Raw genomic sequence first — 26,416 nt, 5'->3', positions numbered from 1 at the left:
ATTTTTTTCTTTGTTATGCGCTCAGTAATTCGGCGTCCTTCAACGGAGGTAGCTCCGCTTTTGGCACCGCATCAATCAGGCGTTTTGTGTAAGGTTGTTGTGGATGGTTGATCACTTGGTCGACAGTGCCCTGCTCCACGATGCGTCCTTTTTCAAGAACCACCATGCGGTCACAGAAGTATTTCACCGTCGCGATGTCATGAGTGATAAGAATAAACGCCGTCCCGAAGGAGTTTTGGTACTCAATCAGCAAATCTAGCGCCTGTGAGCGTAAGGACACATCCAGTGCCGCTGTCGCTTCATCAGCAATAACCAACTTAGGCTGAGTGATCAACGCACGCGCAATCACGATACGTTGACGCTGTCCACCCGAGAACGCATGGGGATAACGGCTAGAGAACTCCGGCGGAAGCCCTACCCACTTCATGATTTTACGCAGTTCGTTTCGGCGCTCTTGCGCTGTCATTTCTGGTTTCAATTGCTTGAGCGGTTCTTCAATGATATCCGCAACAGTCATTCGTGGATTGAGCGAAGACCATGGGTCTTGGAAGATCAGGCGCAAGTCAATAAACAGGTGGTCTTTGTGTCCACGTTGATGGCCGACCAAATCAATATCTAAGTTGCGGCTATCATCCACATAGCGAATTTCGCCAGTAGTAGCATGTTGCAGACCCAAAATGGCACGACCTAATGTCGACTTGCCAGAGCCTGATTCACCAACGATACCCAGAGATTCGCCTGGGTTCACCACCAGCGATACATTCTCTAGCGCGGTTAAACGGTTAGGCTTTTTGAATATGCCGCCGCCATTTTCAAATATCTTGGTGACGTTTTTCGCGTCGATTAACGGACGCTTACCTTCCATACAAGCAGGATCAAACGCCACTTTATGCTGTGAAGGTAACTCCAGACGTTTGGTCGCTTCCATCAGTTTAATGGTGTAAGGGTGCTCGGGTTGTTCGAAGATTTGACGAACCTCGCCGCGTTCAACCACGCGTCCTTTTTCCATGACGACAACGCGGTCAGAAATTTGTGCCACCACACCAAGATCATGGGTGATGAACAATATCGACATGCCAATCTCTTCTTGAAGTTTTTCAAACAGTTTCAAGATTTCGGCTTGTGTCGTCACGTCCAATGCGGTTGTTGGTTCGTCCGCAATCAAAATGTCAGGACGGCTAGCAATCGCCATGGCGATAACCACACGCTGGCGCTGTCCACCTGATAACTCAAACGGATATTTGTTTATCAAATTTTCTGGGTCAGGCAGCATAACCTGCTCCAGCAAAGTGATCGTTTGTTTGTGCGCCCCTTCCTTTGTCAACGCTTTGTCGACCATGAATAGCGCTTCTTTGATTTGATCACCCACCGTATGAACAGGGCTCAGTGCGCTCATGGGCTCTTGCGAAACCAAAGAGATGTTGTACGTGCGGATCTTGCGCATCTCTGGGCCGCTTTTCGCTAGCTTAGTTACATCGATTTCATTGCCATCGATGTTCAGCAAGATTTCGCCCGAGTCGATGCGACCCGTGCCATCCAAAATTTGCATGATGGCGCTTGAAGTGACGGACTTACCAGAACCTGACTCACCAATAATTGATAAGGTTTCACCACGTTTCAAATCGAAACTGGCATCCTTTACCGCGTGAAATGTTTCAAGCGTGGTTGGGAAGCTCACATTCAGATTGTTAATTGCTAATACGATATCAGACATTATTTTGCCCCTTGCTCGTGGTATGGGTCCGTCGCATCACGTAGGCCATCACCCAAACTATTCATTGCGAGAATCACGATAACAACCATCGCTGCTGGTAGCAGTAACCAAGGCGCATCTGCCACAGAGCGAATATTTTGTGCTTCTTGAAGGAGTACACCCCAACTCACTACTGGCGCCTGTAGGCCAAGACCTAAGAAGCTCAGTGCTGTTTCACCCAGGATCATCGTCGGAATCGCCAAGGTAACGTTCGCGATGATGTGGCTCATAAAGTTCGGCAGCATATAGCGGCGAATAATTTGTGGTTGCGTGTTGCCATCAAGCCACGCGGCGTTCACGAATTCTTCGTTACGCAGTGCCATAAATCGGCTGCGCACCTCACGTGCCATGTCGGGCCAAGTCACACAGCCCAAAATCAAGGTCACGAGGAAGTATTTGGTAATGCTGTCCCATTCACGCGGTAGTGATGCCGTGAGTGCCATCCAAAGCGGCAGAGTCGGAATGGCTTTGATGATTTCCATGGTTCGGTTGATGACGTTATCAATCCAGCCACCACGTAAACCTGCGATACCACCAACGCTGATACCGATAACCAAGCTAAAGAACACCCCCATCAAACCTACCGAGAGGGAAATACGTGCACCAAAAATCACGCGGGAGAACATGTCGCGGCCCATACGGTCCGAGCCTAACCAGAAGAAGGGTTTCTTCTTATCATGTGGTGCGATGAACTTGGTCGACATTGGGATAAAGCCCATTAGACGGTATGGCTCAGACTCACCAAAGAAAGAGAAATAGGACTTGTTGTTCTCATCGATTTCATACGATTTCTGCAACGTCATCGGGTCTGTTTTCACCTTAAACACCGTGAGGTGAGGTGCCCAACGCCAACCCTGCTCTGTCGTTTCAAAAAAGTTCATTTCTTGCGGCGGTGCATAGGTGTATCGACGCCAGCTATCCCCAGACTCAAACGGTGCAAAGAACTCAGCGAATGCAGCAACAAAGTACGCAATACCTAGCAGCCAAATACTGGCCCATGCCAATTTGTGGCGACGCAGTTTAATCAAAATCAGCTGTGTTGCAGTAGCTTCAGCCAAGTCGATTTTCTGAGGCTTACGCTTAAAAATATTTAATTTATCAACCAGCGTAGTCATGGCCATTATTCCTTTTCCATGCCCGCGCGAACGCGTGGGTCAATCAAGCGCAACAAAGTGTCTGAGATAAGCGTACCGATGATGGTTAAGCCACCCATGATGAGAAGAATGTCTCCGGCCAGTACCATGTCTTGTTTTTCCAATGCGCCCAGCATCAGAGGGCCAAGCGTTGGCATGTTCATGACCTGACTAACAATAATGTCAGCACCTAGTAAGGTTGGAAGTAACCAACCAATGGTCGAAACCATTGGGATCAGAGCAAGGCGCACTGGGTATTTCACGGTAAGGTGTACTTCGCCTAGCCCTTTCGCACGCGCAGTTTTCACGTACGGTTTGTTCATTTCATCAAGAAGGTTGGCGCGCACTTTACGAATAATGTTTGCCATGCCAGATGTACCTAGTACGAGGATGAATACCCAACTACGTGATACAGAGTCCCAGAACTTGCCCCAAGACATAGGCTGACCAATATATTCATCAGAGTTGATACCGGTTATCACGGTATCGAAGTACTCATAGCCAATCAGAATAGCGATGATGGCAATAACGAAGTTCGGCGTTGCCATGCCGATGAAGCCGACAATAGTGGCAACGTAGTCACCAACAGAGTATTGACGCAATGCAGAGTAGATACCGATAGGAATGGCGGTAAGGAACATGAAAGATAGAACGCCAAGCATCAACATGATGGTGGTAGGAAGGCGACTTTTAATGGTGTCCCACACTGGCTCTTGAGTCGACAATGACATGCCAAGATCGCCGGTTAGAATACTAGAGAACCAGTTCCAATAACGCGCAACAAGTGGCTGATCCAAACCGTATGTTTCACGCAAGATTTCAATCATCTTCGGGTCAACGGTTTGGCCTAAAGATTGTAGTTCGGCAATTTTTGCCGTTGCAAAATCACCCTCGGGTAAATCTATCACCAAAAATATAATAATCGACATGAAAAAGAACGTGGTTGCCATGTGCAACAGACGTCTACTTGTATCGACAAAAAATTCGTTCATTTGAAAATTCCCCAACACTCGCTGATTCAGTTGTGTCTAGAAAAAAATGGCCATTCAGAACGAGTCTGAATGGCCTTTATTGTTATTGTTGTTTCCAGAGTTGACCCATACGCATTGGCGCCGGTGTCATTAGGTTGTATGACTCAGGAATATCAGAAGGAACGTTTTGCAATTGCTTGTTAACGATCACTGTTGCAGGCAGTTTTGCTACCGTACCAATCGCGTAAAATTGCTCTTGTGCGATATCAATGATTTCTTGCATCAACTCGTTTTGCTTCTTCAGATCTGGTGTAACACGAAGCGTTTTGTAAAGTTCAATCTGACGTTTCACATGAGCAGGTGGCTCAACCGCAGAAGCTGCATCAGGCGTTGCTGACCAGTTGTACCAACCGAGCGCATAAGTAGATTCAGGCGAGAATGGGAAATACCAACGCGCTTCATCAATGATGCCCACACCACCGTCACCGTACCAAGGCACCATGTCGTAATCGTTTGCAAACTTCATAGAAAGCTGTAGCGAGCGGTCAACAATTCGGATGTCCAAGAAGATACCGATTTCTTTCCAGTGCTTTTTCACCATTTCTAGTGAGTCACGGGTTTCTGGTTCAACCAATGTGGTGCTCAACGCTTCAATGCGTAGACGCTCGCCGTTTTCCATCAAACGGTAGCCGTCTGCGTCACGCTTATCCAAACCCATGTCATCAAGCAGTTTGTTCGCTTTAGCTTGGTCAAACTCTAAGTATTGATTCGCCATTTCTTCACTGAAAAACGGTGAAGAATCAAGCGGTGCTGCTTGGTATGGTTCGACTGAGCCAGCAAAAATGGTCTCGCTGATGTCCCAACGGTCAATACCGTGTGAAAGTGCGACACGGAAATCTTTCTCCGCAAAAATCTCACGCTTAACTGGGTCTTTTGAGTTTTGGTTCAAACCAATAACCAGTGAGTTCATGCGTGTTTCAGGACGCAGCATGACTTCGTAGCCTGATTTTTCTGCGTTACCAAAAATGATTGGACGGTTTTGGGCATTGCTCACATGGCGTGCTTGGAAATCTGTTTTACCTGCCACTGCGCGAAGCAGCATTTCTTCTTTGTTTTCGCTGAATGACCATCTCACAGAGTCAAGGTACGGCAATTGGTTGCCCGCAGTATCGACTTGCCAGAAGTACGGGTTACGAACGTACTCTGCGAAGGGTGCATTCGCTGAAGGTGGCGTTTCGACAACCCAAGGAGCCATGGTTGGGCGATCTGGGTTTGCGTAGTAGCCAGTGAAGTAGTGAGCAGGACACTGAACTTCATAATACTCACGCCATGAAGAGAATCCTGCATCTGTCGCTTGCTTGTCAGCACCATCATTAAACTGAGGCTGGTACTGTGAACAGTATTCGCGGCTAAAGCTTGTGAAGTTTGAACCATCTACACCCGCAAGTTGACGGATGAATAGACCATTTGGCTCTTTCAGCGTGAACTTAACTGTGTGCGGATTAATCACAGTCACAACCGCTGAATCTGGTTGTGGGAGGTTCATCGGGCGGTTACCCGCGTGGTTCGGGTCTCCCAACACATCATTCACATAGTAGACAATATCGTCAGCCGTAAAGTCTGAACCATTTGACCACTTCAGCCCTTGGCGAAGGTAGATAGTGTATTCCGTTGCATCAGCGTTGGCTTCAAAGTGGGTAGCCAAACTTGGTACGACGTCCGTGTATTCCATGTTGAAGGAAAACAGGTTGTTGTTACCCAGAATACGCATACGGTGGCCGTTATCGCCCCACATACCAACAAGGTCAAGCGAGCCGCCATATTGGCCCAAAGCTTCATGTGGCGTGACAACCAGCGGGTTTGTTGGCAAACGTTGTTCCAGAGGTGGAAGTTTTCCCGCCTCAACGAGCAACGCAAGTTCTGGTGCTTGCAATGAATGTGATGCCATTGCAGGCGCTGCCATGATGGTGGCGATAGTAGCGGCAAGTAGGGTACGCTTACTAAGGTTATTGCCTTTCATATTGTTCTCCGAAGAGTTTATCTAATAATTCACAATGAAACTGGAATGGTTCGCTTAAGCGTCCCGTATTATTTTCTTTGTTCTGAAATCACACTGATCAGCCACTCGCTCTTTCCTCGCGGGATTTTGCCGTGAATCACGGGCACTGCGGCTTGAGAGAACAGGAGGTTTGAGTTAGGCGAACACGGCATAACGTCATACTCCCCCTGCCCTTCAATGAGCTGTAATTGACTGCTTCGAGCGCTTCCTTTAACCAAGGCTTGTTCGCGACATTCACGGCCGCCAATGCATTTCACCCACGTATCCACCGCATATCCGGACATAATGAAATCAATGTCGGCATCGCTTGAAATTCGATGGCGTCGCCATTCAATACCGTCAGCAAACCATTGGGTGGTTTGCACCACACAACCCGCAAACGGTGTCCATTCAGTCAGTAAGGTGTTTTCAAGCAATTCGCTTTTTTGGAGAGATGTTCTGAAAAGCCAAGCGCGTGTCTCTGGATGACAAAACGCAAAAACGTTGTCGCCGATAAAGCCTTGGTCAATCCAACGTAGAGATTCAACGCAGAAGCCATGTGCTGAGGAGTATGCAAACTTAAGATATTTATCGTGGCTATTTCGCAATTCAGCGGCACTTGGAGAACCCGTTAGCAGGGTACTCATGCCATTTTGGCGAGCAACAATGTGTTTATTTAACGGCAAGGTAACGCATGCATCTCGCTGATGGATATCACTTTCCGTTGCCTGCCAAAAAGGATGTGATTCAGGCAATCTCACCGCGGCAAACCCTTTTAAAGCAAGCAATGGCGACATCGGGCTGTTGTAGAACTCGCTAGCAATAAGATTAGGATAACGAAACCCCACACTCAGCATGCCATCACTTAAAATCGGTTGTTGACTCCACCAACGTAGCGATACCGCCCAAAGCGCTCTCATATCTTCAATACAGAGACCCACCTGAGCAAGTGCCGACGAGTAGTTAGCGAGCTCACTCCAAACGCCTGCGCCCGCAAAGCGATATGACATAGACCGACCATAAGCGATAGGTGCGCCATCAGATCCAACCCAAAGCGAAAAACTCTTTGCGAACAGTGCCGCACGCTGAACAAAACGGTGGGAAAACGCATTCAACTCAGAGGTGTAGTGATCAGCAATCGTGTTCGTCCAACGCGAAAACAACAGACCGTAATAATGGAAAGCGAAAGGATTGTAATAGTCTGTGCAACCACCTTGGCCATCTCGATACCACCCATCGCCAAGGTACATGTCGTCGATTTCTCGCAAGTCACTTCTTAGTACGTCCATGTCGAAACGAGCACCAACATGGCGAAGTGCCATCAAGATCAAAACACGAAAGAAATGCCAATTATTGTTAGGAATGCGGATATAGGTTACGGCTTGTAGCCAACTCACCAGGTTAGCGCGTTCTGCCTCATTCATTGCGAGATAGAAACGAGTTTCTTCATCAACCATCGCAAAAGCGATGGCAGACATTTCCACGCAACGTTGGTTGAAATCCGTCACCTCTCCCCAGAAGGACGAATGGTCGGGATTAACACCGTTTACGACAGCAAGGCGCAGCGCTTCAATAACGTCAGGGGCTTCATCGCCTAGAGGAATAGCACCCCATAAGAGACGCGCAATGCCTTCTAAATTTTGCGCTTTATCATCGTAATGAGCGTGTATTGAAGCAGATTTAATGGCGGCACTTTCAGGGCAAAATGAGGCTATCTGGTCCGAAATGAAAGTTGACAGTATCGTCGCGGTGTCACGACGATTTGTGTACTCAACATTTGAGCCATACATGGCAAAACTTTTCATTTCCAGCATTCCAAATCTGTTCTGATGGAAATTATTTAAACGCATTTCCTATATTTTCAAAACATCTTTTCATTTTAAATTTAGGCTAGATCATGTTTTTTGTTTTGCCACTTTTTAAATTGTGATCGATCATCTATTTCATGATTAAAAACGGTGGCTTACCTCGCACTATTAAAGACACCATTTGCGCCATTTTAATGGCAGTGTGAGCGAAATACGCAGCATAAGATGCACACAAATAGTGACGTCCACTCTGACTTTCCGAATCAATTTTAAAACGATGTTTCGGACATCCACCGTGACATGCAAACCGCCACTGGCATTCCAAACATTTTTTTGCGAGGTTCGCACTCTTTGACAACCCAAATGCACGATTGGCAACCCCCTCGTTTATCGACGTGAGTGACTCTTCGTGAATACTCCCCAAAAAGTGCTCAGGATAGACATAGTGATCACACGCATAGACATCACCATTGGCTTCAATCGCAAAATTACTGCCGCATTGCGCAGCATGAGAGCAAAGCGTCGCGGGATACCCAAGATGACTGGCTAAAGTGCTATCAAACATTTGAACGAACACCTTACCCACATCACGCGCTACCCAAACATCAAACACCCTGCATAGAAAATCTCCAAATTGATGTTCACCTACCGACCAGCTAGTCACGTCAGCGTGTGAAACTTCGGGCTGTACGAGTGTCAATCCGCCTTGTTGTGATAACGCAGCGCGCTCGATCAGCGGAATGAACTGCAAGTATTCACTCCCTATCGAAACAAGGAATTCGTAAACAGCCTCAGGATGATCCCCATTGATATCGTGTACTACCGTCAGCGTGTTAAATGAAACGTGATGACGCTTGAGTATGGAGATAGCTGCCATCACTTTTTCAAATGTCGGCTCTCCATTTCGTTTCACACGATACGCATCATGTAGATGCTGTGGACCGTCAATTGAAATGCCCACCAACACCTGGTGCTCTTTAAACAGCAATGCCCATGATTCATCAATGTTGATGCCGTTTGTCTGAAACGTATTCACGATGTTGACTGACCGATTAGCCGCATACTGTTGTTGTAATTCGAATGCACGCCGATAAAACGCAACCCCCAGCAATGTTGGCTCCCCCCCCTGCCATGAGAACACCACTTCATCGCCTTGCTGAGCATCGATTTGCTGAGCGATGTAGCGCGACAAAGTGTCATCATTCATTCGCCAATCACGCTGTCGTTCTGGATAGAGCTTTTCTTTTTCTAAATAGAAGCAATAGACGCAGTCTAAGTTACACACTGATCCGCTGGGTTTCGCCATAGTGAAGCAATGTGAAGGCACCGGAATGTCGTAAGCCGCCTCCTTCAAATCACGATATAAACGATGCGTTGCTCTCGGCCGAGTCTTCACGTAATCATGTGTTTTTGGGGCACCAGTGTCGGGATCAAAGTAAATTGAATTCGTCATAAATCCATCAGAAATAGCGCTATTCGCGTCAGCATAAAGGCAGGAAGAAAATGGATATCTACATGCGGAAAAACAAAAAAAGGCACAACAATGTTGTGCCTGTAAGATATTGATAAAACGATTATTAGACTTTGCAGTCAATCACAAATTACGCATCAAACCAGCGCCATTCATAAGCGTCTAACGACAAGGTTTCTTTTACGCCTTGTACGTTAGTCATAGTCACCTGTTGAGGAGTGTCACTGTAATTAACGACAGTGGCTTTACCGGTTGCAGGGTAATACGCGGCATCCACCAAATGTGCATTTGTCGTCCATGGATATTCGATATTTTCACTTTGGCTTAACCACAACAGAATATGTTGCAGTAAGCGTGCATTTGTCATCGTAAACGGCAAGTTACCAAGGTAAACCGAGCGGCCTTCACCATATTCACGAGCGGTAAGAGCAAGGTGCTGACCTTGCGCTGCGATCACGTCCAAATCCTGAGCCTGAGAGTACACATAGCTAAGGTTACCGAAGTCTTCCTTACCCGTCAGACACTGTGCAAGATAATGCGTTTGAGTGGGTTTCACAGGTTGTGCCACACGCCCCATGGTCAATGACGTTTCTTTTTCCAGACCGAACACATCACCCAATTGGAAGAAACGACCGTTCTGTAAGTGTGCAGACGGGTCACTGATACCCAATAAACCTCCGCCTTTACCAACAAACGCACGCAATGCAGTTACGATGGCTGGGTTTCCCCAGTATTCGCCGCCACTCCACGCAGAGTTCGCATCACCAGTGTTGATGATAACTTTGATATCGTCTGCTATGCCATTATTCAGAATGTCTTCGAAGCTGATGAATTCAACATCGAATGGCAACCCTGCCAAACATTCCAAAGGATTATTGCCCACCAGCTCCATCACATCAGGACGTGGTGGTACATAGAAACGCTGGTCTTGCGCTTGGTTTTGAAGCCAAGAGCGCGCGAGACCCCATGCGTTTAGAACAGCAACTTTCCCACCAATTTTGGCAGACTCTGTACTCGCACTCAGTTGGCGATATGTACCGAACTCATCAGAAATTTTCGCCACATGGTCGATAAAGTGCGGGAACTTGTTCGCCAGAGATAAATAGCCACCATAACCAATACGGTCGAGAGGCTTATGAAGCATGGCTCGACGAATTTTCACCCAGTTAGCCATCGATTCAGTAACAGGGTTATTGCCCTCTCGGAACACATCTGGGAAGAAGTAAGGGTAGAAACGCGCTTCTTTAATTTGGCCACCTGCCGAATCGGTTAGACGGCGCAGAGCTACACCATCTTCTACTGCACCGACGTTAATATCGATGCCAATCTCTTGGTAACTTGGTAAGAAAGGTTCGGTGCCAATCCAGTGATCACCTTGGAACATCGCCGCACGCTTTCCAGCATCGTGGGCCATTTGCACCAACTCGCCGGCGAACTCCGCAACAAATTTTTGAATAAACGCCATCCAATCTAAGTAACACTGGCTTGGTACCTTATAGGTACCGTTGTAGTAACCTGCATCAACAAAGTCTTCTGGCGACAGGCGATAGCCATATTCTTTTTCAAAATCATCGAGTGCTTCTGGGCTGACTGTTTCGCCATAGCCCGTCCAATCACGGTAGATATCCTGATTTTGTTCGTTAGCATCAATTACAAACAAGAAAGCAAACGTGGTGAAGCGCACCACTGTGGTATTCGGGTGGTCTTCTAACCATTTGGCAAAGTAGCGTTTCAGGTGCGCGCGGCACTCAGGGTGATAAGGGTCCAAGCTTCGGATTTTATCGCCCGTCCAACCGTTGGTTAACGCGTTATACATTGACACGCTATCCCATACCTGACGAACCATCACCGACGCTGTGTACTCATGGTAAGGCGTTGCATTGCATACAGTGATCGTCCCAGTATCCGCATCAAACACCCACTGTTCCGCTGGAACAACGTCACCCGTTGTGCGGTTACGTACTTCCCAATGACGAGAAGGGACACAGTTGTCGTCTAGCTCATATTTCTCAGAGCAATAGCCTTCAAGCGGTTTGATCATCAGCTCGCTTGACATTGCCGTCAGCGGAAAAGAGGACAAGTACTTACGATGAAGAAACTCAGGGTGTGCTTTCGCGTACTCTTGATCCGCGCGAACAATGCAGAGCACAGAGTAAATATCGCAATCTTGCTCAGCAAGACTATCAGGCATTGTTGTACCATCGCTGTCGCGCAACGCATCAGCTTGCCAACGCTTGTAAAGGTCTAAAACGACATCTTCTTGACCAACTTCTACTGGCAGGGTCATGTGGCCTTGAGTGTTATGTTCCATGTTATTGTCTAAACCTCGATATCCAATTGTACGTCTTCACGTTTAATGCCTTGAGTTGGTAGGCCTGTGTCGTAATCTCTCACTACTGGTGCGACACCATCTGCCGGACGTGGGCGGAATAGCCCCATCCACTCTCTTTCTTTTTCAGGTCGCCAAGGTCGACATGCCCACTCAAAGGAGCGGAAGGTATCGCGAATGTGGTCCATGTACCCGAGCAACTCATCATGTAATGTATTGCGAACATCAGCGTAGTCAGGGTGCTCAATCAGATTGTGCACCTCACCGCTATCATTGATGCGGTCATACAGTTCATCCGTTCCCATCAAGTTAACAACCAACTTAAACGTGTCAGTTACCCAACCGCGAACAGGAATAAACCCACCGTTAGAATCGTGTTCAACTTCATAACGGTTAAATTCCACCATCACGCCGTTAAATTCACGCTTTGACGTATCATCAGCCAAGAGATCGTGGCCTGGCATAATCGGTGGCTGTTCTATTTGCGCAAGTTTTAGCAAAGTAGGCATGATGTCGATATGACTAACAGGGCGCTCAACCACTTTGCCCGCGTGCAAGCCATCAGTGTTTTTGATGATCAAAGGGATGTTAGCGATTTCATCGTAAACCGCTGGGCCCTTGCCCCACAGTTTGTGCGCGCCATTCATTTCGCCATGATCAGAGGTATAAACAATCCACGTGTTCGCTAACTCACTCTCTTCAAGGTGAGATAAAACACGGCCGATTTCTTCATCAACAAAATCATTGCAGCCGAAATAGAGCGGATTCATAAAGTACTGACTATCCACACCCGACCCTTTCGCACGAGACCAAAGGCGATGATGAAGCGGTTTCGTTTCCAGCTCATCAAACGCTGCTTCACCGAGGTCAAATTTAAAGTCTTTAAACTTTTCGACATGCTTTGGTGGGCAAGTAAACGGATGATGAGGTTCATCATAAGAAAGCACTAACAAAAATGGCTTATCTTGCTCACGGTGTGCCTTAACAAAATCCAACCCGCGATTCGTAATACGGTGACCCCATGTAAACTCAGGTTTGATTTCGTGCGCTTCGATTGCCGATGGCGAATTCAACCCACGTCGCCATAAGGTAATTTCTTCCTCGGTTAATTCATTGAGGTAATTGACGCCATCAAACCAATAGTCTGCATGCCAACCCGGAGGGCAAATGCCTGTACCGAAGTAATCGTGACCATCCAAATGCCATTTGCCGACATAGCCTGTGTTATAACCTTCGGCTTGGAAGATCTGTCCCATGTGACGGATGTTATTACCCAGCGCAAGGTTGTTCGTCCATGCGCCGCTTTGGTGTGAATACATACCCGTAAACAAGCCAGCTCGCGCAGGGGTGCAAAGCGGACACGTTGTATAAGCACTGTCAAAACGCACACCCGTATCCGCTAAGCGATCAAGATGTTGGGTGTCAGTGGCTTGACCTGAATAACGCTCAACGACATTCGCGCCTTGGCTATCGGTCATGATCAAAATAATATTGGGAGCTTTGTTCATCGTGTTCGCCTTACCAGAAGAAGTTGCGATAGCCATTCGCACGCATTAAGGCTTCGAGGTAGTAATAGTCACCATACGGCAGCATGTTGTCGCACAACCCTACTTTCACGAAAGAAGCGCCTTGCGAAAGCAACCCTTCTGCGGTTGGGTGATCGCACAAATCACATTGATCCATCAGGCCCTGCAGTAAATACATTCCCCATTGGCTGAACTGAGCAGCTTCTTCAAGCAAGCCAACACGGGAATCATCGCCTTGTGGTAACGCATGCGCTTTGTCTTCTAGTGCTTGTGCAATCAGTAAAAAGCCCGCCGACGTAATGGCACCAGCCGAACTGTCTTTGTACTGAATTTCATTCTCAGGAAGGCGATAGTCCCAAACAGGTACACCATCGGCAGTGATCGACTCAGCGGCAAAACGGGCAAGCTTTTTAGCGAGGTTCAGGAAATTGTCGTCTTTGGTGTAAAGGTATGTCTGCGCATAGCCGTGAATCGCCCAAGATTGACCGCGAGCCCAGCATGATTCGTCGGCATACCCTTGGAAAGTTTCCCCTTTCACCGGCGTTTGGTAGATCGGATCAAAGTTAAACGAGTGGTACGTGGAGTAATCATCACGAACGATATGCTTAGCTAACGTCTCACTGTGGCGAATCGCCGCAGTGCGATAAACAGGCGCCCCCGTAATTTCTGATGCCCAGAACAACAGCGCAGTATTCTGTAATGAATCAATGATTGATTTACCTTGAATCACATCCGGTTTTTCGAGAGACAGTGGATGCGTATCATTCCACGCAACAATGTACCCCCCCACTTTACGAAAACGATGCAACAAATGATCAGCAGCGCGGAGTGCCATCATTTTCGCGTCTTCACAGCCCGTCAGTTTATATTCCGCTACGCAGCTCAAGCTGTATTGAAAGCCCAAATCATGATCAAGCCAAAAAGGGTCGAGCAGCATATCCGCAAAGTAAGATTTGCGTAGCATTGCGCTGTTTTTATAGCGCTCATCTGACGTTGTTTGATAACAAAGCCAAAGCTGCCCTGCCCAAAAGGATGAAACCCAATCGAAAGCGCCGCAATGTGTCCAAGAGAAGTCAGGGTTGCCAATTTTTGGGTTCCGCTCACCAATACACGGAATGTTGCGTTTAATGGTCTTCATGACCTTAGTTAAATGCCCTTGCACTCGCGCTTGATTTAGCTCGCCCGGCAATGAGGGTAACGCAATATATTCGTTCATTTTCTACTCGCCAACACGGAAATATATTTAAGGAATTAGCCGCATTCTACGTAAAGGTTTTAGAAAAAAACCCACCGCAAATCACAATAACAAAACATCGTTTCATTTTTGATTATTTTAAATGCAAACCAAAAAAAGGCCGACAAAAGTCGACCTGTAAAGGTGTTGATAAAAGGAGTTTACATGTAGGTCTTGATTAACGAGCGAGCCACCCGCCATCAACAGCAAGGGTGAATCCATTGATGTAATCAGCCGCTGAAGACGCCAAAAATACCGCCGATCCCCCCACATCTTCAGGGGTACCCCAACGGTTTGCAGGGATACGTTCACGAATCGCTTTTTCACGCACTTCGTCTGCGCGTAATGCAGCGGTGTTATTCGTGGCCATGTAGCCCGGAGCAATCGCATTGACATTGATATTGCTCGACGCCCATTCGTTAGCCAACGCGCGGGTAAGTCCCATTACTGCACTTTTTGATGCTGTGTACGATGGAACACGAACGCCACCTTGGTAAGAAAGCATCGACGCTATGTTTATGATTTTTCCGCCACTTTCTTGCTCATTGTAAACTCGAGCAACAGCTTGTGACATCAAAAACACAGACTTAAGATTAATATTAAGTACATCATCCCAATCGGATTCGCTGAACTCAATCGCATCTTCTCGACGAATAATCCCCGCATTGTTTACTAAAATATCAATACGTCCAAACGTTCGACGAGCTTCTGCAATCACATCATTAATCACGGCTGGCTGACTAAGATCTGCCGTAATATTGTGAAAGCGTCGCCCGGTTTTCTCGATTCGCTCAGGCGTATCATCCGCACTGCCATAGTTCACGCCAATAATGTCTGCCCCCGCTTGAGCCAGGGCGACGGCCATGCCCTGACCAAGACCAGTATTACAGCCACTGACGATGGCGACTTTTCCATCTAGTCCAAATGAACGTAAAATCATTTTTAAAACCCTGTTTTATTTTTATCTTTTATCATCATATATCGTGACGCTGCAAATTCAATAAATTAAAACGCCATTTTAAAAAAATTACTCCATTTTCTGATTCAGTTCGCAGTACAGCACAATCCTATTTGTAGTAAACCGAGTCAGACACATCACGTAAACGCGCAGCCGCTTGCTCTGGCGTCAGATCTCGCTGTGCTTCACCCAGCATTTCATAGCCAACCATAAACTTACGAACACTTGCAGAACGCAATAGCGGTGGGTAGAAACACGCATGTAACTGCCAATGCTTAGAGGCGCCAGTGCCTTTATTCTGGGGCGCACCATGCCACCCCATCGAATATGGGAAACTGCACTGGAACAGGTTGTCATAACGCGTGGTGAGTTTCTTGAGTGCTAACGCTAGATCAGCTTGCTGATCAACCGTCAACTCGCTCATCAGAGTTGTCACTGCTTTCGGTAACAGCATGGTCTCAAACGGCCATGCCGCCCAAAATGGCACAAGTGCAACCCAATGCTCCGTCTCAACTACAATGCGCTCCTTTAGCAGAAGTTCACGTTGCACATAGTCATGAAGCAGTGACGTCCCATGCTCTTCGAAGTAGTGTTTTTGATAATGATCTTTCGTGGCCACTTCAGTGGGAACAAAGCTGTTTGCCCAGATTTGCCCATGAGGATGAGGTTGTGAACAGCCCATTGCCTCTCCCTTGTTTTCAAAAATCTGAACCCAAGGGTAAGTTTGACTCAATTCGTTGTACTGACTGATCCAAGTGGCAATGACATGCTGGATTTCATCAAGGCTCAATTCTGGCAACGATTTACTGTGATCAGGGGAAAAACAAATCACACGCGCCTCACCTTGCACCCCTTCGATTTTCATCAAAGGGTCATCCATTTGCTGTATTAATGGTGTTTCTAAATTTAGCGCCGCAAAATCATTTTTGAACACATAAGTATGTCTGTACTGTGGGTTTGTTTCACCAGAAATACGTGCATTACCGGCGCATAGATAACAGCTTTCATCGTGTGTCGGCAGCGTTTTCTGATTAACAGCTTCTTGGGCTCCGCTCCAAGGCCTTTTCGCGCGATGCGGGGAAACAAGCACGTAGTTTCCTGACAGCGGGTTGTAACGTCGATGCGGATGCTCGGTTGGGTCAAACGCGGTAGCAGTCATTTTTTGTCTCGTCTTGAGTATGAAGAAGAAATCAGCGGGCACACCATAGGTACCGGCCTGTTGTTATTAGTACCCGTTCAATCAAAGCATGGCGGTGGTGATTGATTATCCTCAACGGAGCGTTCACTCTTTGGCGCTATATCGCAGCCCACCACAACGTTAATTGCTTCGCGCACGTTTCTGTAAAACACGGTACTTCTGAATGTTTTAGCAAAACCCGCACTCTGGAGTGCCTGAATCGGCTTCACTTTGAAGTTGCAGAAGTAGATATGTTGCTTTTGACGGTTAACCCAATCAGCAAGCATCTGCGCACCGCTGTAATCAATGAAATTGATACCTCTACCCAGAATAAATACGTGTTTAGCCGAACAAGTTTGTAGGCTGCGTTGAAGATGCTGACAAGAGCCATAAAAAATTGAGCCATTGATACGGATAACCGCTGCGTCTCTCGCAATGTCAGCAGGGATATTAAACGAGGCAGGATCGAGGTATTCCAACGATGGGCACGAGGTTTTGCGAAGATAAAAGAACAGAGAAATCAGCATGCCGACGTAAATCGACAGTTCAAGGTGGAGCACTAAGGCTGCGATAAACGTAGCCACCAATACCAATGCTTCTTTCTTATCGCTTGCCAGAATATCTCGAATATGGGTGACATCAATTAAGTTATAGGCCACAACGAATAAAATTCCTGCCATCCCTGCTATCGGGATATACGCAGCATACGGAGCAAAAAAAAGAAGAATAATGGTAAGAAACAGGGCCGCAAATATCGCCGCACACGGTGTTCTTGCGCCACTGGTGAAATTCACACCACTTCGAGTAAAAGAACCAGAAGATACGTAACAGGAAAAGAAAGCACCAACAATGTTCGATAGCCCCTGCCCGATAAACTCTTGGTTTGATTCAATCAACTGACCCGATTTCATCGCCACAGAGCGAGCAATGGAAATGGCTTCAACTAGCCCTAACAGAGCCACTGCCAATATTCCCATCCCCATACGTTCAATGGTGACGACATCCGCAGCAGGAAGGGAAAAGTGAGGCAAACTGCTCGGCATCGCGCCAACCAATGCCACATCACCTAACATGAGTGCGAGCAAGGTCGCGATGATCATCGCACAGAGCATGTTGGGGCCTTTTGCCCAAAAGCGCTTTATGACCACACAAGAAAAAATTGTGACAGCGCCAATCGCCATACTTTTCGCATCGCTTTGCGGGAGCGCTTGGAGTGTTAGAGTCAGGTTTTCAATGGCCGTTGAGCCACTCTCTATATGAATACCTAACAAATGTTTTAGCTGACTGACGGCAATCACAACCGCAGCACCTGCTGTGAAGCCGAGTACCACAGAGTGAGAAACAAAGTTAACCACCGCGCCAAAACGCATCAACCCCATGAGCACTTGCACAAGACCAGCGCAAAGCGTCAACGTCAGCGCAAGTTGAATAAAGAGTGGGGAACCCGGCACTGCAAATTGGCTGACTGTTGTGAATACAATCACGGACAACGCCGCCGTCGCGCCAGAAATCAAGTGGCGGGATGAGCCAAATAACGCAGCAATGATCGCCGGAACGATACACGTATAAAGCCCATACTCCGCTGGCATACCCGCTATCATTGCGTATGCAACACCCTGAGGCAGCACAATGATGGCGCCCGTCAACCCGGCAACAGCATCTGCTTTTACATCTTCACGCGTTATTAAAGGCAGCCAGTTTAGAAAAGGAAAACAACGCTTCATCAACGCAGATATTGACTGTTGGGGTAAGACAATATTCATGGTCTTGCGGCTCACTCACAATAGGAAATCAAATAAAGCGGCTCGTTCCGCAACAGCTAAACGAGCCAAAGGGTTAAGCAAGTGCCGCCACGGCTTCTCTCACTAATCGTCCGATTTCATCCCAGTTTTTTGCATCAATGAGATCCGCAGGCACCATCCATGTACCGCCGCAAGCCAACACAGAAGGAATCGACAAATATTCCGAAATGTTGTCTTGTGATACACCGCCAGTTGGCATAAACGACACTGGGTAAACCGCATTCAATGCTTTCAACATCGCAGGGCCACCCGACACACTTGCAGGGAAGAATTTCAGTGTTTTTAGCCCCATTTCCATCGCGGCTTCAACCAAGCTTGGGCTATTCACACCAGGAATGATCACAATGCCGCGCTGCTGACAATATTTCACCGTCGTTGGGTTAAAGCCAGGGCTCACGATAAAGTCTGAGCCAGCTTCAATGGCTTGATCGACTTGCGCAGACGTAAGCACTGTTCCCGCCCCAATCAGCATGTCAGGGAACTCATCGCGAATTCGGCGAATACTTTCTGCCGCCGCATCAGTACGAAATGTAATTTCAGCACTCGGCATACCATTTTCAAACAAGGTTTTCGCCAATGGCACGGCGCTATCTGCATCTTTAATTGCAATAACAGGGATGACTTTTAACGCCGACAGACGAGCGTTCATTGCTTCAATACAAAGCGACTGTTCCATGTAAAACTCCAAAATAGTGTTGTGAAATACCCAACAACCTAAAGGTGCCAGGTTCAGTGAGGTTGATTGGGTATAATTGTGTTTAACTGGTGCAGAGACGGCATCTTATCGAGGGGAATAATCGCCCCTTTCGCCTGAATCACATGGCTTGCTAATAAGTGCGCAATCTGGGCGGAACGAATAACGGATAAACCGGATAGTTGTCCAAACAAATAACCAGCATTAAATGCGTCCCCTGCCGACGTGGTATCAACCACCGTTTCGACTGCCACTGCGGGAATGTTATTCACACTGTCACTTGAAAACACGAGACAAGATTCCGCACCACACTTAATAACAACATGTTTGCAGCCCAAAGCCTTCACGCGTTCAACGGTGTCATTTGCAGTCAGATCTCCAAATAACAACGCTTCATCGTCAAACGTCAGTAGCGCGATATCCACAAATGAAAGCACCTCGTTGAATGCCATTCGTGCGGTGCTTTCATCTTCCCAAAGTCGAGGGCGGTAGTTGGTATCAAACACCACCTTGCCCCCTGCTTCACTAAATCGACGTAGTGCAAGAATCAATCGGTCTCTTTGCTCTTCAAATTGGATAGCCAGTGAAATACCGCTGAGGTAGACAACATCGAATTGATTCAACTGTGTCAGTAATTCGGCATCATCAAAACCTTGAACCCAATACCTTGCCGCAGAATCTGAACGCCAATAATGAAACGTTCGCTCTCCGCTAGGATCATTTTCAATTAAGTAAATTCCCGGCAGTTTGCCTTCAAGCTGAGTGACATGAGACACATCCACGCCCTCTCGCACACAGGCATCCAGGACATGCTTACTTTGGGAATCAGGGCCCATCGCAGACAGAAAGCTCACAACAAGTTTGGGTTCGACGTTGTCTACCAGTTGGTGTAAGCGAGACAAATAAATCCCTGAATTCAGCGTATCTCCGCCGAAACCCCGAGCAATCCCACTTTCTGTTTCACGAAGCTCAATCATGCACTCCCCAAGGAATGCAACTCGATATTCAGACATAGCTGTCCCCTTACTAGAATTGCCTTCATTCTAATCTTGATATTTATTTTTGAAATGCCGTTTTATTTAAATTTAAAGGTAAAGTTTATTTGTGTGACATAGTAAACAAAACGCCGTTTCATTTATGGCGTAAAGATGGGTAAGGAGTACTATTCTTTCATCGTTGATTATTGATAAGAGAATCAAAATGCAAGTTCGTCAATCCATTCATAGTACGCATGCAAAACAACTAGATACCGCAGGTTTAAGAGAAGAATTTCTTGTAGAAAGCATCTTCAAAACTGGCGAAATCACCATGACGTACAGTCACATTGATCGCATCATTTTTGGCGGTATTTCCCCAACAGATTCGGTACTCACTTTTGCTGATAACCTGGGTGAAAAACTGGGTGTTGCATATTTTCTAGAACGCCGTGAACTAGGTTTAATCAATATTGGCGGTGACGGTGTCATTACCGTTGATGGAGAAGAGCACTTCATCAATACAAATGAAGCGTTATATGTCGGCATGGGTGCTAAAACGTTATCGTTTACCAGCACAGATGCTAACGCACCTGCTAAGTTCTATTTTAATTCTGCGCCAGCACACACCCAGTACCCGACGAAAAAAGTCACACTGGAAGAAGCCGCTCCAGTCACCTTAGGTGATGTTGAAAGCAGCAACAAACGTACAATCCACAAGTATTTTGTGCCTGATGTTTTGCCAACGTGTCAGCTATTGATGGGCATGACAAAACTGGAGCCTGGAAGTCTTTGGAACACCATGCCATGCCACACGCATGATCGCCGCATGGAAGTCTATTTCTACTTCAACATGAAAGAAGATGCTGCAGTGTTCCATATGATGGGAGAGCCGAGTGAGACTCGCCATCTAGTAGTACGAAATGAAGAGGCCGTCATTTCACCAAGTTGGTCCATTCACTCCGGTGTTGGTACTCAAAGCTATACCTTTATCTGGGGTATGGTCGGAGAAAACCAAACCTTCACCGATATGGATCACATCGATATTAAAGATCTTAAATAACAAGCTTATGCGGTATTGCTTATCCACAATACCGCATACCCTCACACCAATATCCTTAAAAACTCCGCCTATGAAAAAGCCTCTGTAAAAAGAGGCTTTATTTTTGTGATGAGCAACTTCAGAGTAACCACCTTACATCGACAGCCACAACCACAGCTATCACCAGCCTCATACCTAAATTTAGTTAATCCCTACGAGCTTTTTGTTTGTCGCACTTTTCGTCATACAGCCTAAAACACAGTGATTATGCTTAACGCATCAAACATGTCAGCAGGTCACACAATGACGCAATACACCGATTTTGCTCACAAGCATGCCCGCTTTCTCTACATGATTCGCGTCACCTTGGTGATGGGGTTTATCTTGGTTATCGTCAGAGTTTTCGATGTTCCCTACGGATATTGGGCGTTAATCACTGCGGTCACCATACTCGGCGCAATACCTTTTGTCGGTGGTGTGCTTTCGAAAGCCAAGCAGCGAATATCTGGCACAGTCATGGGCGGATTACTTGGTATGGCGCTGTTTCTTATTCCACCTGACTATCATTGGACGCATCATATCGCCTTTTTTGTCTTACTCATTGCTGCTATGTATTTCACACAAGAACACTATGCTTATGCTGCGCTGATGGCCGCAGTGACCATTGTGGTTGTGGCGGGTGGCGGGCCTGCTGATTTTGAAGCAGCAGGATGGCGAATACTCAATGTGCTTTGGGCAGGTGTTCTCGCTGTGGTGGTCAGTGTATATGTTTTTCCTGCCAAAGCGACCGACCAGTTTCTGCTATTAGTTGAATCATTTCTGCAAGAACTAAGCCACTACTATACACAGCACATTGAGTCAGCAAAGCAAGGCGCATTCGAACCTGCACATGCAGACAGGCTCAACGAATTGGTCGACAAGCAACAAAGTATTTTGCCGCACGCGCTGAAAGAATCAGGCGTTCACACGCCTGCCCTCAACACCATCTTACTGATCGAAAAACGACTTTATGCGGAGCTTGAAGCGCTGATCAGCACCCAATGGGATGCACAGCAAGGGAAAGACGAAATCAGCGAACTGGATGGGCTGACAGACTCACAATATGCACTTGCAAAACAGTTTGATGCACTTGCGCTGCAAATCACCAATAAGAAGGTCACGGCAATACTTGAGCAAGACATTGGCATTCTCAATCTGGCTTCCAGCAACATCGCCCACCCCAAAGGCGACACCCGTGACATCAGCTACTTTGGCTATCTGTGGTTGAACCGTGAAATGGCGAGACAATTTGCACAATTAACCGTAGTTACCAAGAAAGTGTTTGCCTACCAATAATTGCATGAGCTAAGTGCGGCGACATTGCCATAGCACCTTTGGTGCGGTTATCCCTCCACACCCAATAAAGGTAGACTTATTGTTCTGAACACGTATGATCTCGGATAACGTTACATTAAAACAACCTAAGTGGTTGTTTAAAAATAAGATTTAGAATCTATTATGATCAGAGATACAACCCTCGCGCCTTACAGTAAATGGACAAAACCTTTTGTTTCAGAAGTCGCTGAGATCATTAACCTACTGAAAGACAACGGCTATGATGCGAATCAGCTAATGAGCGTGACTGGCCTACAGCCAAAGAACGTGAACGCATGGACAGCGCGTTATAAGAACGAACCTGACAACGTGTCATCGATTCCTTATCCGTGCTGGTGCTTTTTGTGCGCCCTTGCAGGTAAGCCAAATATTCAAAGTGACGGTGAAACGATTCAGGTCAACGTGCGAAGAGTGTTGTCTTACTTCAAACCAACCGCGTTTAGACCGAGCGACGTTTTTGTTTGCCCAACCAGCGAGCAATTTAGCAACCTAATCGATAACGAGAACTACGAAACACTAACGACCGAGAAGCTGTCTGAGGTTTTCCATTGGAATGCTAAGAACTTCGCGCATGGTATTTCACAAGGTTCGTTACCTTTCTTGAACTGGAGCCTGATCGTCATGACGCTCGGCATTGATATCCAGAAAATGATTCTGAAAAACCTCGAAGGCCCAGTCTTTATCGACTAACTTCGACGCTTGGCTCCGAAACTCAAATTCTGACGTCTAGATTCGGGGCTCCAAGATTCAAAAAACTCAAAAGCCGCTGATTGAAGTGACCCCGTAAAGTTGGACATTTCTGTTAAGCGGCTTTTTTGCTGGCGGTATTTTGCGTCGGCCTTGAAAACCCTTGTTGTGTGTAGCGGGTTAGTACACTACTTCATGCCTGCACCGACTGTAGCTCGGACTTCTATGCCTGTTGGATCGAAACCTTCTAGGCAATATACATTTACGCCGAAATAGTCCGGCGTAACCCGCTTTCTATGAAAAGGATAAATACCACAGACCTTACAAAAGTAGTGTTCGGCTGTGTGTGTATGAAATTGATAAGTGTTTAGTGATTCAATGCCAGATGTGATGCGCATTGACGTTTCATGAACTTTGACCATAAGAGCGTTCTTCTTAACGCAAATTGAACAGTCGCAGGTCGTTAACTCTGGAAAATCCGAATCAATTTCGAATTGTACTGCCTGGCAGTGACAGGAGCCTTGAAAGGTTTTTTTGTGATTCATAGGTGATTTCCTGTTTCGGTGCCCAATATCCACATCTCGTTGCCGCTGGAAAACCAAGAAAATCGCCATCATCGTCTAAGTTCGGAAGATGGTCGTTATCTTAAATTCAATAGTAAGAGACGGGGCTATGTGGGATGAATAACACTGCCAAATTTAGCTATTGAAGCCATAGTCGTTTGCTAGTGAATCCCATCAAAATCTCTTTTCTAAACAATGAGAAGAACACGCTTCGACCCTTTTGATCTATTGAATTTCGCCAAAAACCACATTCCAACGAAAGGAATGAACGATGCGCGATATTCAAATTCTACAAGATACTCTACAAAATCAGTGTCCCACTATTCATAAAAAACGGCTTCAGTCGCTGATACTTGCGACCCCATCCTCACTCGATGGGGCTGACCTCACGCTCACTAAACTCGGTCGATCTCTTAACGTCATAACCACGGCTAAACGTTCCCGTGGCGCGATGTTGTCCAACGTACGAGGAACGACTCATGTTCTACATGGGCGTCACTCGACCGAGGTAGCCGAAAGGCGAACAGAATAAGGATAATGGCAGCCATTTAATCGAAGGAGAAAGCGCGGAAGAATAGACACACAGTGACGTAGCCCGTTGAAGCTATGGAATGCCTAATAACTTCATGGCGTCCCTCGCCTGTTAATCAGTGGCGAGCATCCATCCGGAGGTCACCCGAGCAATTGGCTTAATAAAGAAGCAACGGGCTTGTCCAACACCCAAATAAAGTGTCGGTTGCGCGACACGTATTCTTATTTGTTATGTGTTTCACTCTAACTCACTCAAATCCAGCTTTTCAGCAAAAGAAATAGCAGATTCTTTATCAATGCCATTTATCGTAATCATTCGAGCAGTCTTATCACCAACTGCGTCAATTGTAACCTCGATATGTTTTGCGGAATTTTTACCAATGAGTTTCCGTTTTTCAAATATTTCCCACGCATCAATTTGAAACTCGTTACTTAACAGACTCTTCATATCATCCGATGACATGATTGGATCTGGAATCATCCCCTCGTAAATATCATCAAAATCTCTGATTTTTCCTTTTTTTACGAAGACATAGTGCTGGCTCATACTTGATTCTCGTAAGACACATAACGCATTAAACACCGGATTGGTGAAGTTGGCAGATTTTTTTAACAAAAAGGTGACAGCTTTACCAAGTCCACGTGCTTTGACTTGTTAGTACTTTTCACCACCAATTCTCGAAAGATCCTTATCTATGCGCTATGTCAGATAGCTCTGTAGAATATCCATTTACCTTTAAAGAGATTTGACCAAGATCATACGTGTCTTGTGTAAATATTTGTGCAATGACTTCATTTCCAGACTTAGTAAAGTTAAAACAGGGTTATGACTCAAATCTGACAGTATTGCAGTACCAAATTCCAAGTTCACCAAAGCCTTAAGTTCCGAATGAAAGGCATCTATCACCGAACATTAAAACCAACACTCTAATATTTCAATGCTTGCCTCTTGAAAAGGCATTTTCCATGTAACACCGATATTAAAAGCTACGGATGAAAGATGATCATCTACGCCCGAAGTATCAAGGGTTACTTCCAACTCAGAATTTCTTATTAAATGGAACATACTTTCCTTGAGTACTAACACCAAGCTAAGCGGCGCGCGTTATTGCTTGAGCGCTATGTTAAATGACATAACCGCCAAGCCTGCTGATTGTAAATGCAACATACTCACCGATAACCTTAGGGTCGTGAGTATGTAAAACATCCTCCTCAATGAGAACCCCACAATCTACCATGACGGGATTTATTGAAATAATTTCTCCAAATGCTCTGTATTTCCAGCCTTGAATTTGTTCAAGACATTTTTTCTTTTCGGGATTCCCATGAAAAGTCGACTCCCAAGACTCTTCTTCGTCAAGCATATTTGAGAATTCAAATTCAAAGGCTTCTCCAAGCTTGGGCATCGTCTCAATATCAAGAGTCAGTTCATCCATAACACAGTACACGCAGCCGTCTATTTCAATGAACGCCTCAAGATATGTGCCTTCTGTAGAAAGTAACTTCGCTATCATATTTGCCATTTAACGCCTTGTTAACGCGCGAAAAACTAGCGTGCCATACGATTGAACGAAGCGAAAATGGCACGCGTTTTGAGTCACTTCCGAACAACTTTCCATGTGCGCAATTAACCATTATTCCTTTACTATTAACTACTTATGTATTCCATTCTCTATTTTGTAGCACAACCCTATAGCCATCAAGATCTTCAAACGTTTTACCTACAACGTCCCAGTAATCATTGTATGAAGTAACAACCTTAAAGCCTGCTTGCACCATTTGAGTACAGCACTTTTCCCAAACACTATCTTCAGAAAAATAAAAAACCAAAAGGTTATCTTGTGTTGGGGCTGTACCAACAGTCGTCCCCTTATGATGGGTAAACTCTAAGTGATAATTATGGTTTTCATGCCCGATGATTGAACCGTCAAAGCCATTGTGACCCTCAAAAGTTCCTAATAGTTTGAAACCTAGACCATTTACATACATTTCAGTAATAGCATCTAAGTTGTCCGTAGGTCTAGCAACCCTCATTTTCGCTGTTTTTGGTATCATCAAATATCCTTATTTTTCATCAAAACACATAACGTTTGCTAGCGAATCCCCACAAAATCTCTTTTCTAAACAATGAGAAGGACGCACATCGACCCTTTTGATCTAATAAATTTCGCCAAAAAACACATTCCACCAAATGGGATGAACGATCCGCGAAATTCAAATTCTACAAGATACTCTACAAAATCAGTGTCCCACTATTCATAAAAAACGGCTTCAGTCTCTGATACTTGCGACCCAATCCTCACTCGATGGGGCTGACCTTACGCTCACTAAACTCGGTCGCTCCCTTAACG

The 26,416-nt window shown here is 46.2% G+C and carries 21 protein-coding genes and 3 pseudogenes; 6 read left to right on the top strand and 18 right to left on the bottom strand.

Annotation, left to right across the window (positions count from 1 at the left end; all coding sequences use genetic code 11):
* Window positions 1–13: 13 nt before the first annotated feature.
* The 14 genes from L4D06_RS06335 to L4D06_RS06270 form a co-directional block, all read right to left on the bottom strand.
* The gene (locus tag L4D06_RS06335) at window positions 14–1,714 is read right to left on the bottom strand and encodes a dipeptide ABC transporter ATP-binding protein (RefSeq protein WP_429738315.1); all 1,701 of its coding nucleotides are present in this window, start codon (window positions 1,712–1,714) and stop codon (window positions 14–16) included.
* A complete protein-coding gene (locus L4D06_RS06330; protein ID WP_429738313.1) occupies window positions 1,714–2,868 on the bottom strand; it encodes an ABC transporter permease in 1,155 nt (384 codons plus the stop codon). Before L4D06_RS06330 ends, L4D06_RS06335 begins: the two co-directional genes overlap by 1 nt.
* Window positions 2,869–2,873: 5 nt before the next feature.
* Window positions 2,874–3,878: an ABC transporter permease gene (locus tag L4D06_RS06325; RefSeq protein ID WP_429738311.1), complete on the bottom strand. Its 1,005-nt coding sequence runs from the start codon at window positions 3,876–3,878 to the stop codon at window positions 2,874–2,876.
* Between the two features lie 82 nt (window positions 3,879–3,960).
* Complete coding sequence (locus L4D06_RS06320) at window positions 3,961–5,877, bottom strand: ABC transporter substrate-binding protein (RefSeq protein WP_429738309.1); 1,917 nt, start codon at window positions 5,875–5,877, stop codon at window positions 3,961–3,963.
* 68 nt (window positions 5,878–5,945) lie between these two features.
* Window positions 5,946–7,700: a DUF2264 domain-containing protein gene (locus tag L4D06_RS06315; RefSeq protein WP_429738307.1), complete on the bottom strand. Its 1,755-nt coding sequence runs from the start codon at window positions 7,698–7,700 to the stop codon at window positions 5,946–5,948.
* 133 nt (window positions 7,701–7,833) lie between these two features.
* Window positions 7,834–9,156, bottom strand: coding sequence for an anaerobic sulfatase maturase (locus L4D06_RS06310; protein ID WP_429738305.1), 1,323 nt, complete (start codon window positions 9,154–9,156; stop codon window positions 7,834–7,836).
* Between the two features lie 148 nt (window positions 9,157–9,304).
* Entirely contained in the window at window positions 9,305–11,485 is a 2,181-nt protein-coding gene (gene gnpA, locus L4D06_RS06305; protein ID WP_429738303.1) for a 1,3-beta-galactosyl-N-acetylhexosamine phosphorylase, read from the bottom strand.
* Between the two features lie 8 nt (window positions 11,486–11,493).
* Window positions 11,494–13,011 (bottom strand): sulfatase-like hydrolase/transferase, encoded by a 1,518-nt coding sequence (locus L4D06_RS06300; RefSeq protein ID WP_429738302.1) that lies wholly within the window; start codon window positions 13,009–13,011, stop codon window positions 11,494–11,496.
* Window positions 13,012–13,021: 10 nt separating this feature from the next.
* On the bottom strand, window positions 13,022–14,245 hold the full coding sequence (locus L4D06_RS06295; protein ID WP_429738301.1) for a glycoside hydrolase family 88 protein: 1,224 nt from the start codon (window positions 14,243–14,245) through the stop codon (window positions 13,022–13,024).
* 196 nt (window positions 14,246–14,441) lie between these two features.
* The gene (gene kduD / locus L4D06_RS06290) at window positions 14,442–15,203 is read right to left on the bottom strand and encodes a 2-dehydro-3-deoxy-D-gluconate 5-dehydrogenase KduD (protein WP_429738299.1); all 762 of its coding nucleotides are present in this window, start codon (window positions 15,201–15,203) and stop codon (window positions 14,442–14,444) included.
* A gap of 127 nt (window positions 15,204–15,330) precedes the next feature.
* Entirely contained in the window at window positions 15,331–16,380 is a 1,050-nt protein-coding gene (locus tag L4D06_RS06285; RefSeq protein ID WP_429738298.1) for a UDP-glucose--hexose-1-phosphate uridylyltransferase, read from the bottom strand.
* A 77-nt stretch (window positions 16,381–16,457) separates the two neighbouring features.
* On the bottom strand, window positions 16,458–18,161 hold the full coding sequence (locus L4D06_RS06280) for a SulP family inorganic anion transporter (RefSeq protein WP_429738297.1): 1,704 nt from the start codon (window positions 18,159–18,161) through the stop codon (window positions 16,458–16,460).
* A gap of 73 nt (window positions 18,162–18,234) precedes the next feature.
* Complete coding sequence (locus L4D06_RS06275; RefSeq protein ID WP_429738295.1) at window positions 18,235–18,876, bottom strand: bifunctional 4-hydroxy-2-oxoglutarate aldolase/2-dehydro-3-deoxy-phosphogluconate aldolase; 642 nt, start codon at window positions 18,874–18,876, stop codon at window positions 18,235–18,237.
* 53 nt (window positions 18,877–18,929) lie between these two features.
* On the bottom strand, window positions 18,930–19,907 hold the full coding sequence (locus L4D06_RS06270) for a sugar kinase (RefSeq protein WP_429738293.1): 978 nt from the start codon (window positions 19,905–19,907) through the stop codon (window positions 18,930–18,932).
* A 187-nt stretch (window positions 19,908–20,094) separates the two neighbouring features.
* Here L4D06_RS06270 and kduI point away from each other — a divergent pair, with 187 nt between their 5' ends.
* The 3 genes from kduI to L4D06_RS06255 all read left to right on the top strand — a co-directional run bounded on the left by kduI (window position 20,095) and on the right by L4D06_RS06255 (window position 22,974).
* A complete protein-coding gene (kduI, locus tag L4D06_RS06265) occupies window positions 20,095–20,931 on the top strand; it encodes a 5-dehydro-4-deoxy-D-glucuronate isomerase (RefSeq protein ID WP_429738291.1) in 837 nt (278 codons plus the stop codon).
* Window positions 20,932–21,213: 282 nt separating this feature from the next.
* A complete protein-coding gene (locus L4D06_RS06260) occupies window positions 21,214–22,245 on the top strand; it encodes an FUSC family protein (protein ID WP_429738289.1) in 1,032 nt (343 codons plus the stop codon).
* Window positions 22,246–22,407: 162 nt separating this feature from the next.
* Entirely contained in the window at window positions 22,408–22,974 is a 567-nt protein-coding gene (locus tag L4D06_RS06255) for a hypothetical protein (protein WP_274165836.1), read from the top strand.
* A gap of 185 nt (window positions 22,975–23,159) precedes the next feature.
* On the opposite strand, the gene L4D06_RS06250 is transcribed toward L4D06_RS06255, so the two are convergent.
* Complete coding sequence (locus tag L4D06_RS06250; RefSeq protein WP_274165837.1) at window positions 23,160–23,516, bottom strand: GFA family protein; 357 nt, start codon at window positions 23,514–23,516, stop codon at window positions 23,160–23,162.
* Between the two features lie 26 nt (window positions 23,517–23,542).
* Between L4D06_RS06250 and L4D06_RS06245 the strand changes: the two are divergent.
* Both L4D06_RS06245 and L4D06_RS06240 read left to right on the top strand, forming a co-directional pair.
* A pseudogene (locus L4D06_RS06245) lies at window positions 23,543–23,658 on the top strand (IS110 family transposase); the annotation flags it as partial.
* 147 nt (window positions 23,659–23,805) lie between these two features.
* Window positions 23,806–23,976 (top strand): annotated as a pseudogene (locus L4D06_RS06240) (IS4 family transposase); the annotation flags it as partial.
* Window positions 23,977–24,303: 327 nt separating this feature from the next.
* Here the strand turns inward: L4D06_RS06240 and L4D06_RS06235 are convergent.
* The 3 genes from L4D06_RS06235 to L4D06_RS06225 form a co-directional block, all read right to left on the bottom strand.
* Window positions 24,304–24,612, bottom strand: a complete 309-nt coding sequence (locus L4D06_RS06235; protein ID WP_429738286.1) for a forkhead box protein — start codon at window positions 24,610–24,612, stop codon at window positions 24,304–24,306.
* A 577-nt stretch (window positions 24,613–25,189) separates the two neighbouring features.
* Window positions 25,190–25,588, bottom strand: a complete 399-nt coding sequence (locus L4D06_RS06230) for a hypothetical protein (protein WP_429738285.1) — start codon at window positions 25,586–25,588, stop codon at window positions 25,190–25,192.
* A 133-nt stretch (window positions 25,589–25,721) separates the two neighbouring features.
* Window positions 25,722–26,120 carry a VOC family protein gene (locus L4D06_RS06225; protein WP_429738283.1) on the bottom strand — a complete coding sequence of 133 codons (399 nt, stop codon included), beginning with the start codon at window positions 26,118–26,120 and terminating at the stop codon, window positions 25,722–25,724.
* A gap of 148 nt (window positions 26,121–26,268) precedes the next feature.
* Between L4D06_RS06225 and L4D06_RS06220 the strand changes: the two are divergent.
* Window positions 26,269–26,416 (top strand): annotated as a pseudogene (locus L4D06_RS06220) (IS4 family transposase); the annotation flags it as partial.

The organism is Enterovibrio makurazakiensis, from assembly GCF_050336585.1.
Taxonomy (GTDB): domain Bacteria; phylum Pseudomonadota; class Gammaproteobacteria; order Enterobacterales; family Vibrionaceae; genus Enterovibrio; species Enterovibrio gelatinilyticus.
Note: the sequence above shows the minus strand (reverse complement) of the source record. Positions and strands in the feature narration are given on the sequence as shown.

What these genes read in the sequence shown, in the direction of transcription:
- L4D06_RS06275 (WP_429738295.1), bottom strand. Translation starts at nt 18,876, where the DNA reads ATGGAACAGTCGCTTTGTATTGAAGCAATGAACGCTCGTCTGTCGGCG.
- kduI (WP_429738291.1), top strand. Translation starts at nt 20,095, where the DNA reads ATGCAAGTTCGTCAATCCATTCATAGTACGCATGCAAAACAACTAGAT.
- L4D06_RS06230 (WP_429738285.1), bottom strand. Translation starts at nt 25,588, where the DNA reads ATGGCAAATATGATAGCGAAGTTACTTTCTACAGAAGGCACATATCTT.
- L4D06_RS06335 (WP_429738315.1), bottom strand. Translation starts at nt 1,714, where the DNA reads ATGTCTGATATCGTATTAGCAATTAACAATCTGAATGTGAGCTTCCCA.
- L4D06_RS06225 (WP_429738283.1), bottom strand. Translation starts at nt 26,120, where the DNA reads ATGATACCAAAAACAGCGAAAATGAGGGTTGCTAGACCTACGGACAAC.
- L4D06_RS06285 (WP_429738298.1), bottom strand. Translation starts at nt 16,380, where the DNA reads ATGACTGCTACCGCGTTTGACCCAACCGAGCATCCGCATCGACGTTAC.
- L4D06_RS06250 (WP_274165837.1), bottom strand. Translation starts at nt 23,516, where the DNA reads ATGAATCACAAAAAAACCTTTCAAGGCTCCTGTCACTGCCAGGCAGTA.
- L4D06_RS06310 (WP_429738305.1), bottom strand. Translation starts at nt 9,156, where the DNA reads ATGACGAATTCAATTTACTTTGATCCCGACACTGGTGCCCCAAAAACA.
- L4D06_RS06280 (WP_429738297.1), bottom strand. Translation starts at nt 18,161, where the DNA reads ATGAATATTGTCTTACCCCAACAGTCAATATCTGCGTTGATGAAGCGT.
- L4D06_RS06235 (WP_429738286.1), bottom strand. Translation starts at nt 24,612, where the DNA reads ATGAGCCAGCACTATGTCTTCGTAAAAAAAGGAAAAATCAGAGATTTT.
- kduD (WP_429738299.1), bottom strand. Translation starts at nt 15,203, where the DNA reads ATGATTTTACGTTCATTTGGACTAGATGGAAAAGTCGCCATCGTCAGT.
- L4D06_RS06260 (WP_429738289.1), top strand. Translation starts at nt 21,214, where the DNA reads ATGACGCAATACACCGATTTTGCTCACAAGCATGCCCGCTTTCTCTAC.
- L4D06_RS06325 (WP_429738311.1), bottom strand. Translation starts at nt 3,878, where the DNA reads ATGAACGAATTTTTTGTCGATACAAGTAGACGTCTGTTGCACATGGCA.
- L4D06_RS06300 (WP_429738302.1), bottom strand. Translation starts at nt 13,011, where the DNA reads ATGAACAAAGCTCCCAATATTATTTTGATCATGACCGATAGCCAAGGC.
- L4D06_RS06320 (WP_429738309.1), bottom strand. Translation starts at nt 5,877, where the DNA reads ATGAAAGGCAATAACCTTAGTAAGCGTACCCTACTTGCCGCTACTATC.
- L4D06_RS06255 (WP_274165836.1), top strand. Translation starts at nt 22,408, where the DNA reads ATGATCAGAGATACAACCCTCGCGCCTTACAGTAAATGGACAAAACCT.
- L4D06_RS06315 (WP_429738307.1), bottom strand. Translation starts at nt 7,700, where the DNA reads ATGAAAAGTTTTGCCATGTATGGCTCAAATGTTGAGTACACAAATCGT.
- L4D06_RS06330 (WP_429738313.1), bottom strand. Translation starts at nt 2,868, where the DNA reads ATGACTACGCTGGTTGATAAATTAAATATTTTTAAGCGTAAGCCTCAG.
- gnpA (WP_429738303.1), bottom strand. Translation starts at nt 11,485, where the DNA reads ATGGAACATAACACTCAAGGCCACATGACCCTGCCAGTAGAAGTTGGT.
- L4D06_RS06295 (WP_429738301.1), bottom strand. Translation starts at nt 14,245, where the DNA reads ATGAACGAATATATTGCGTTACCCTCATTGCCGGGCGAGCTAAATCAA.
- L4D06_RS06270 (WP_429738293.1), bottom strand. Translation starts at nt 19,907, where the DNA reads ATGTCTGAATATCGAGTTGCATTCCTTGGGGAGTGCATGATTGAGCTT.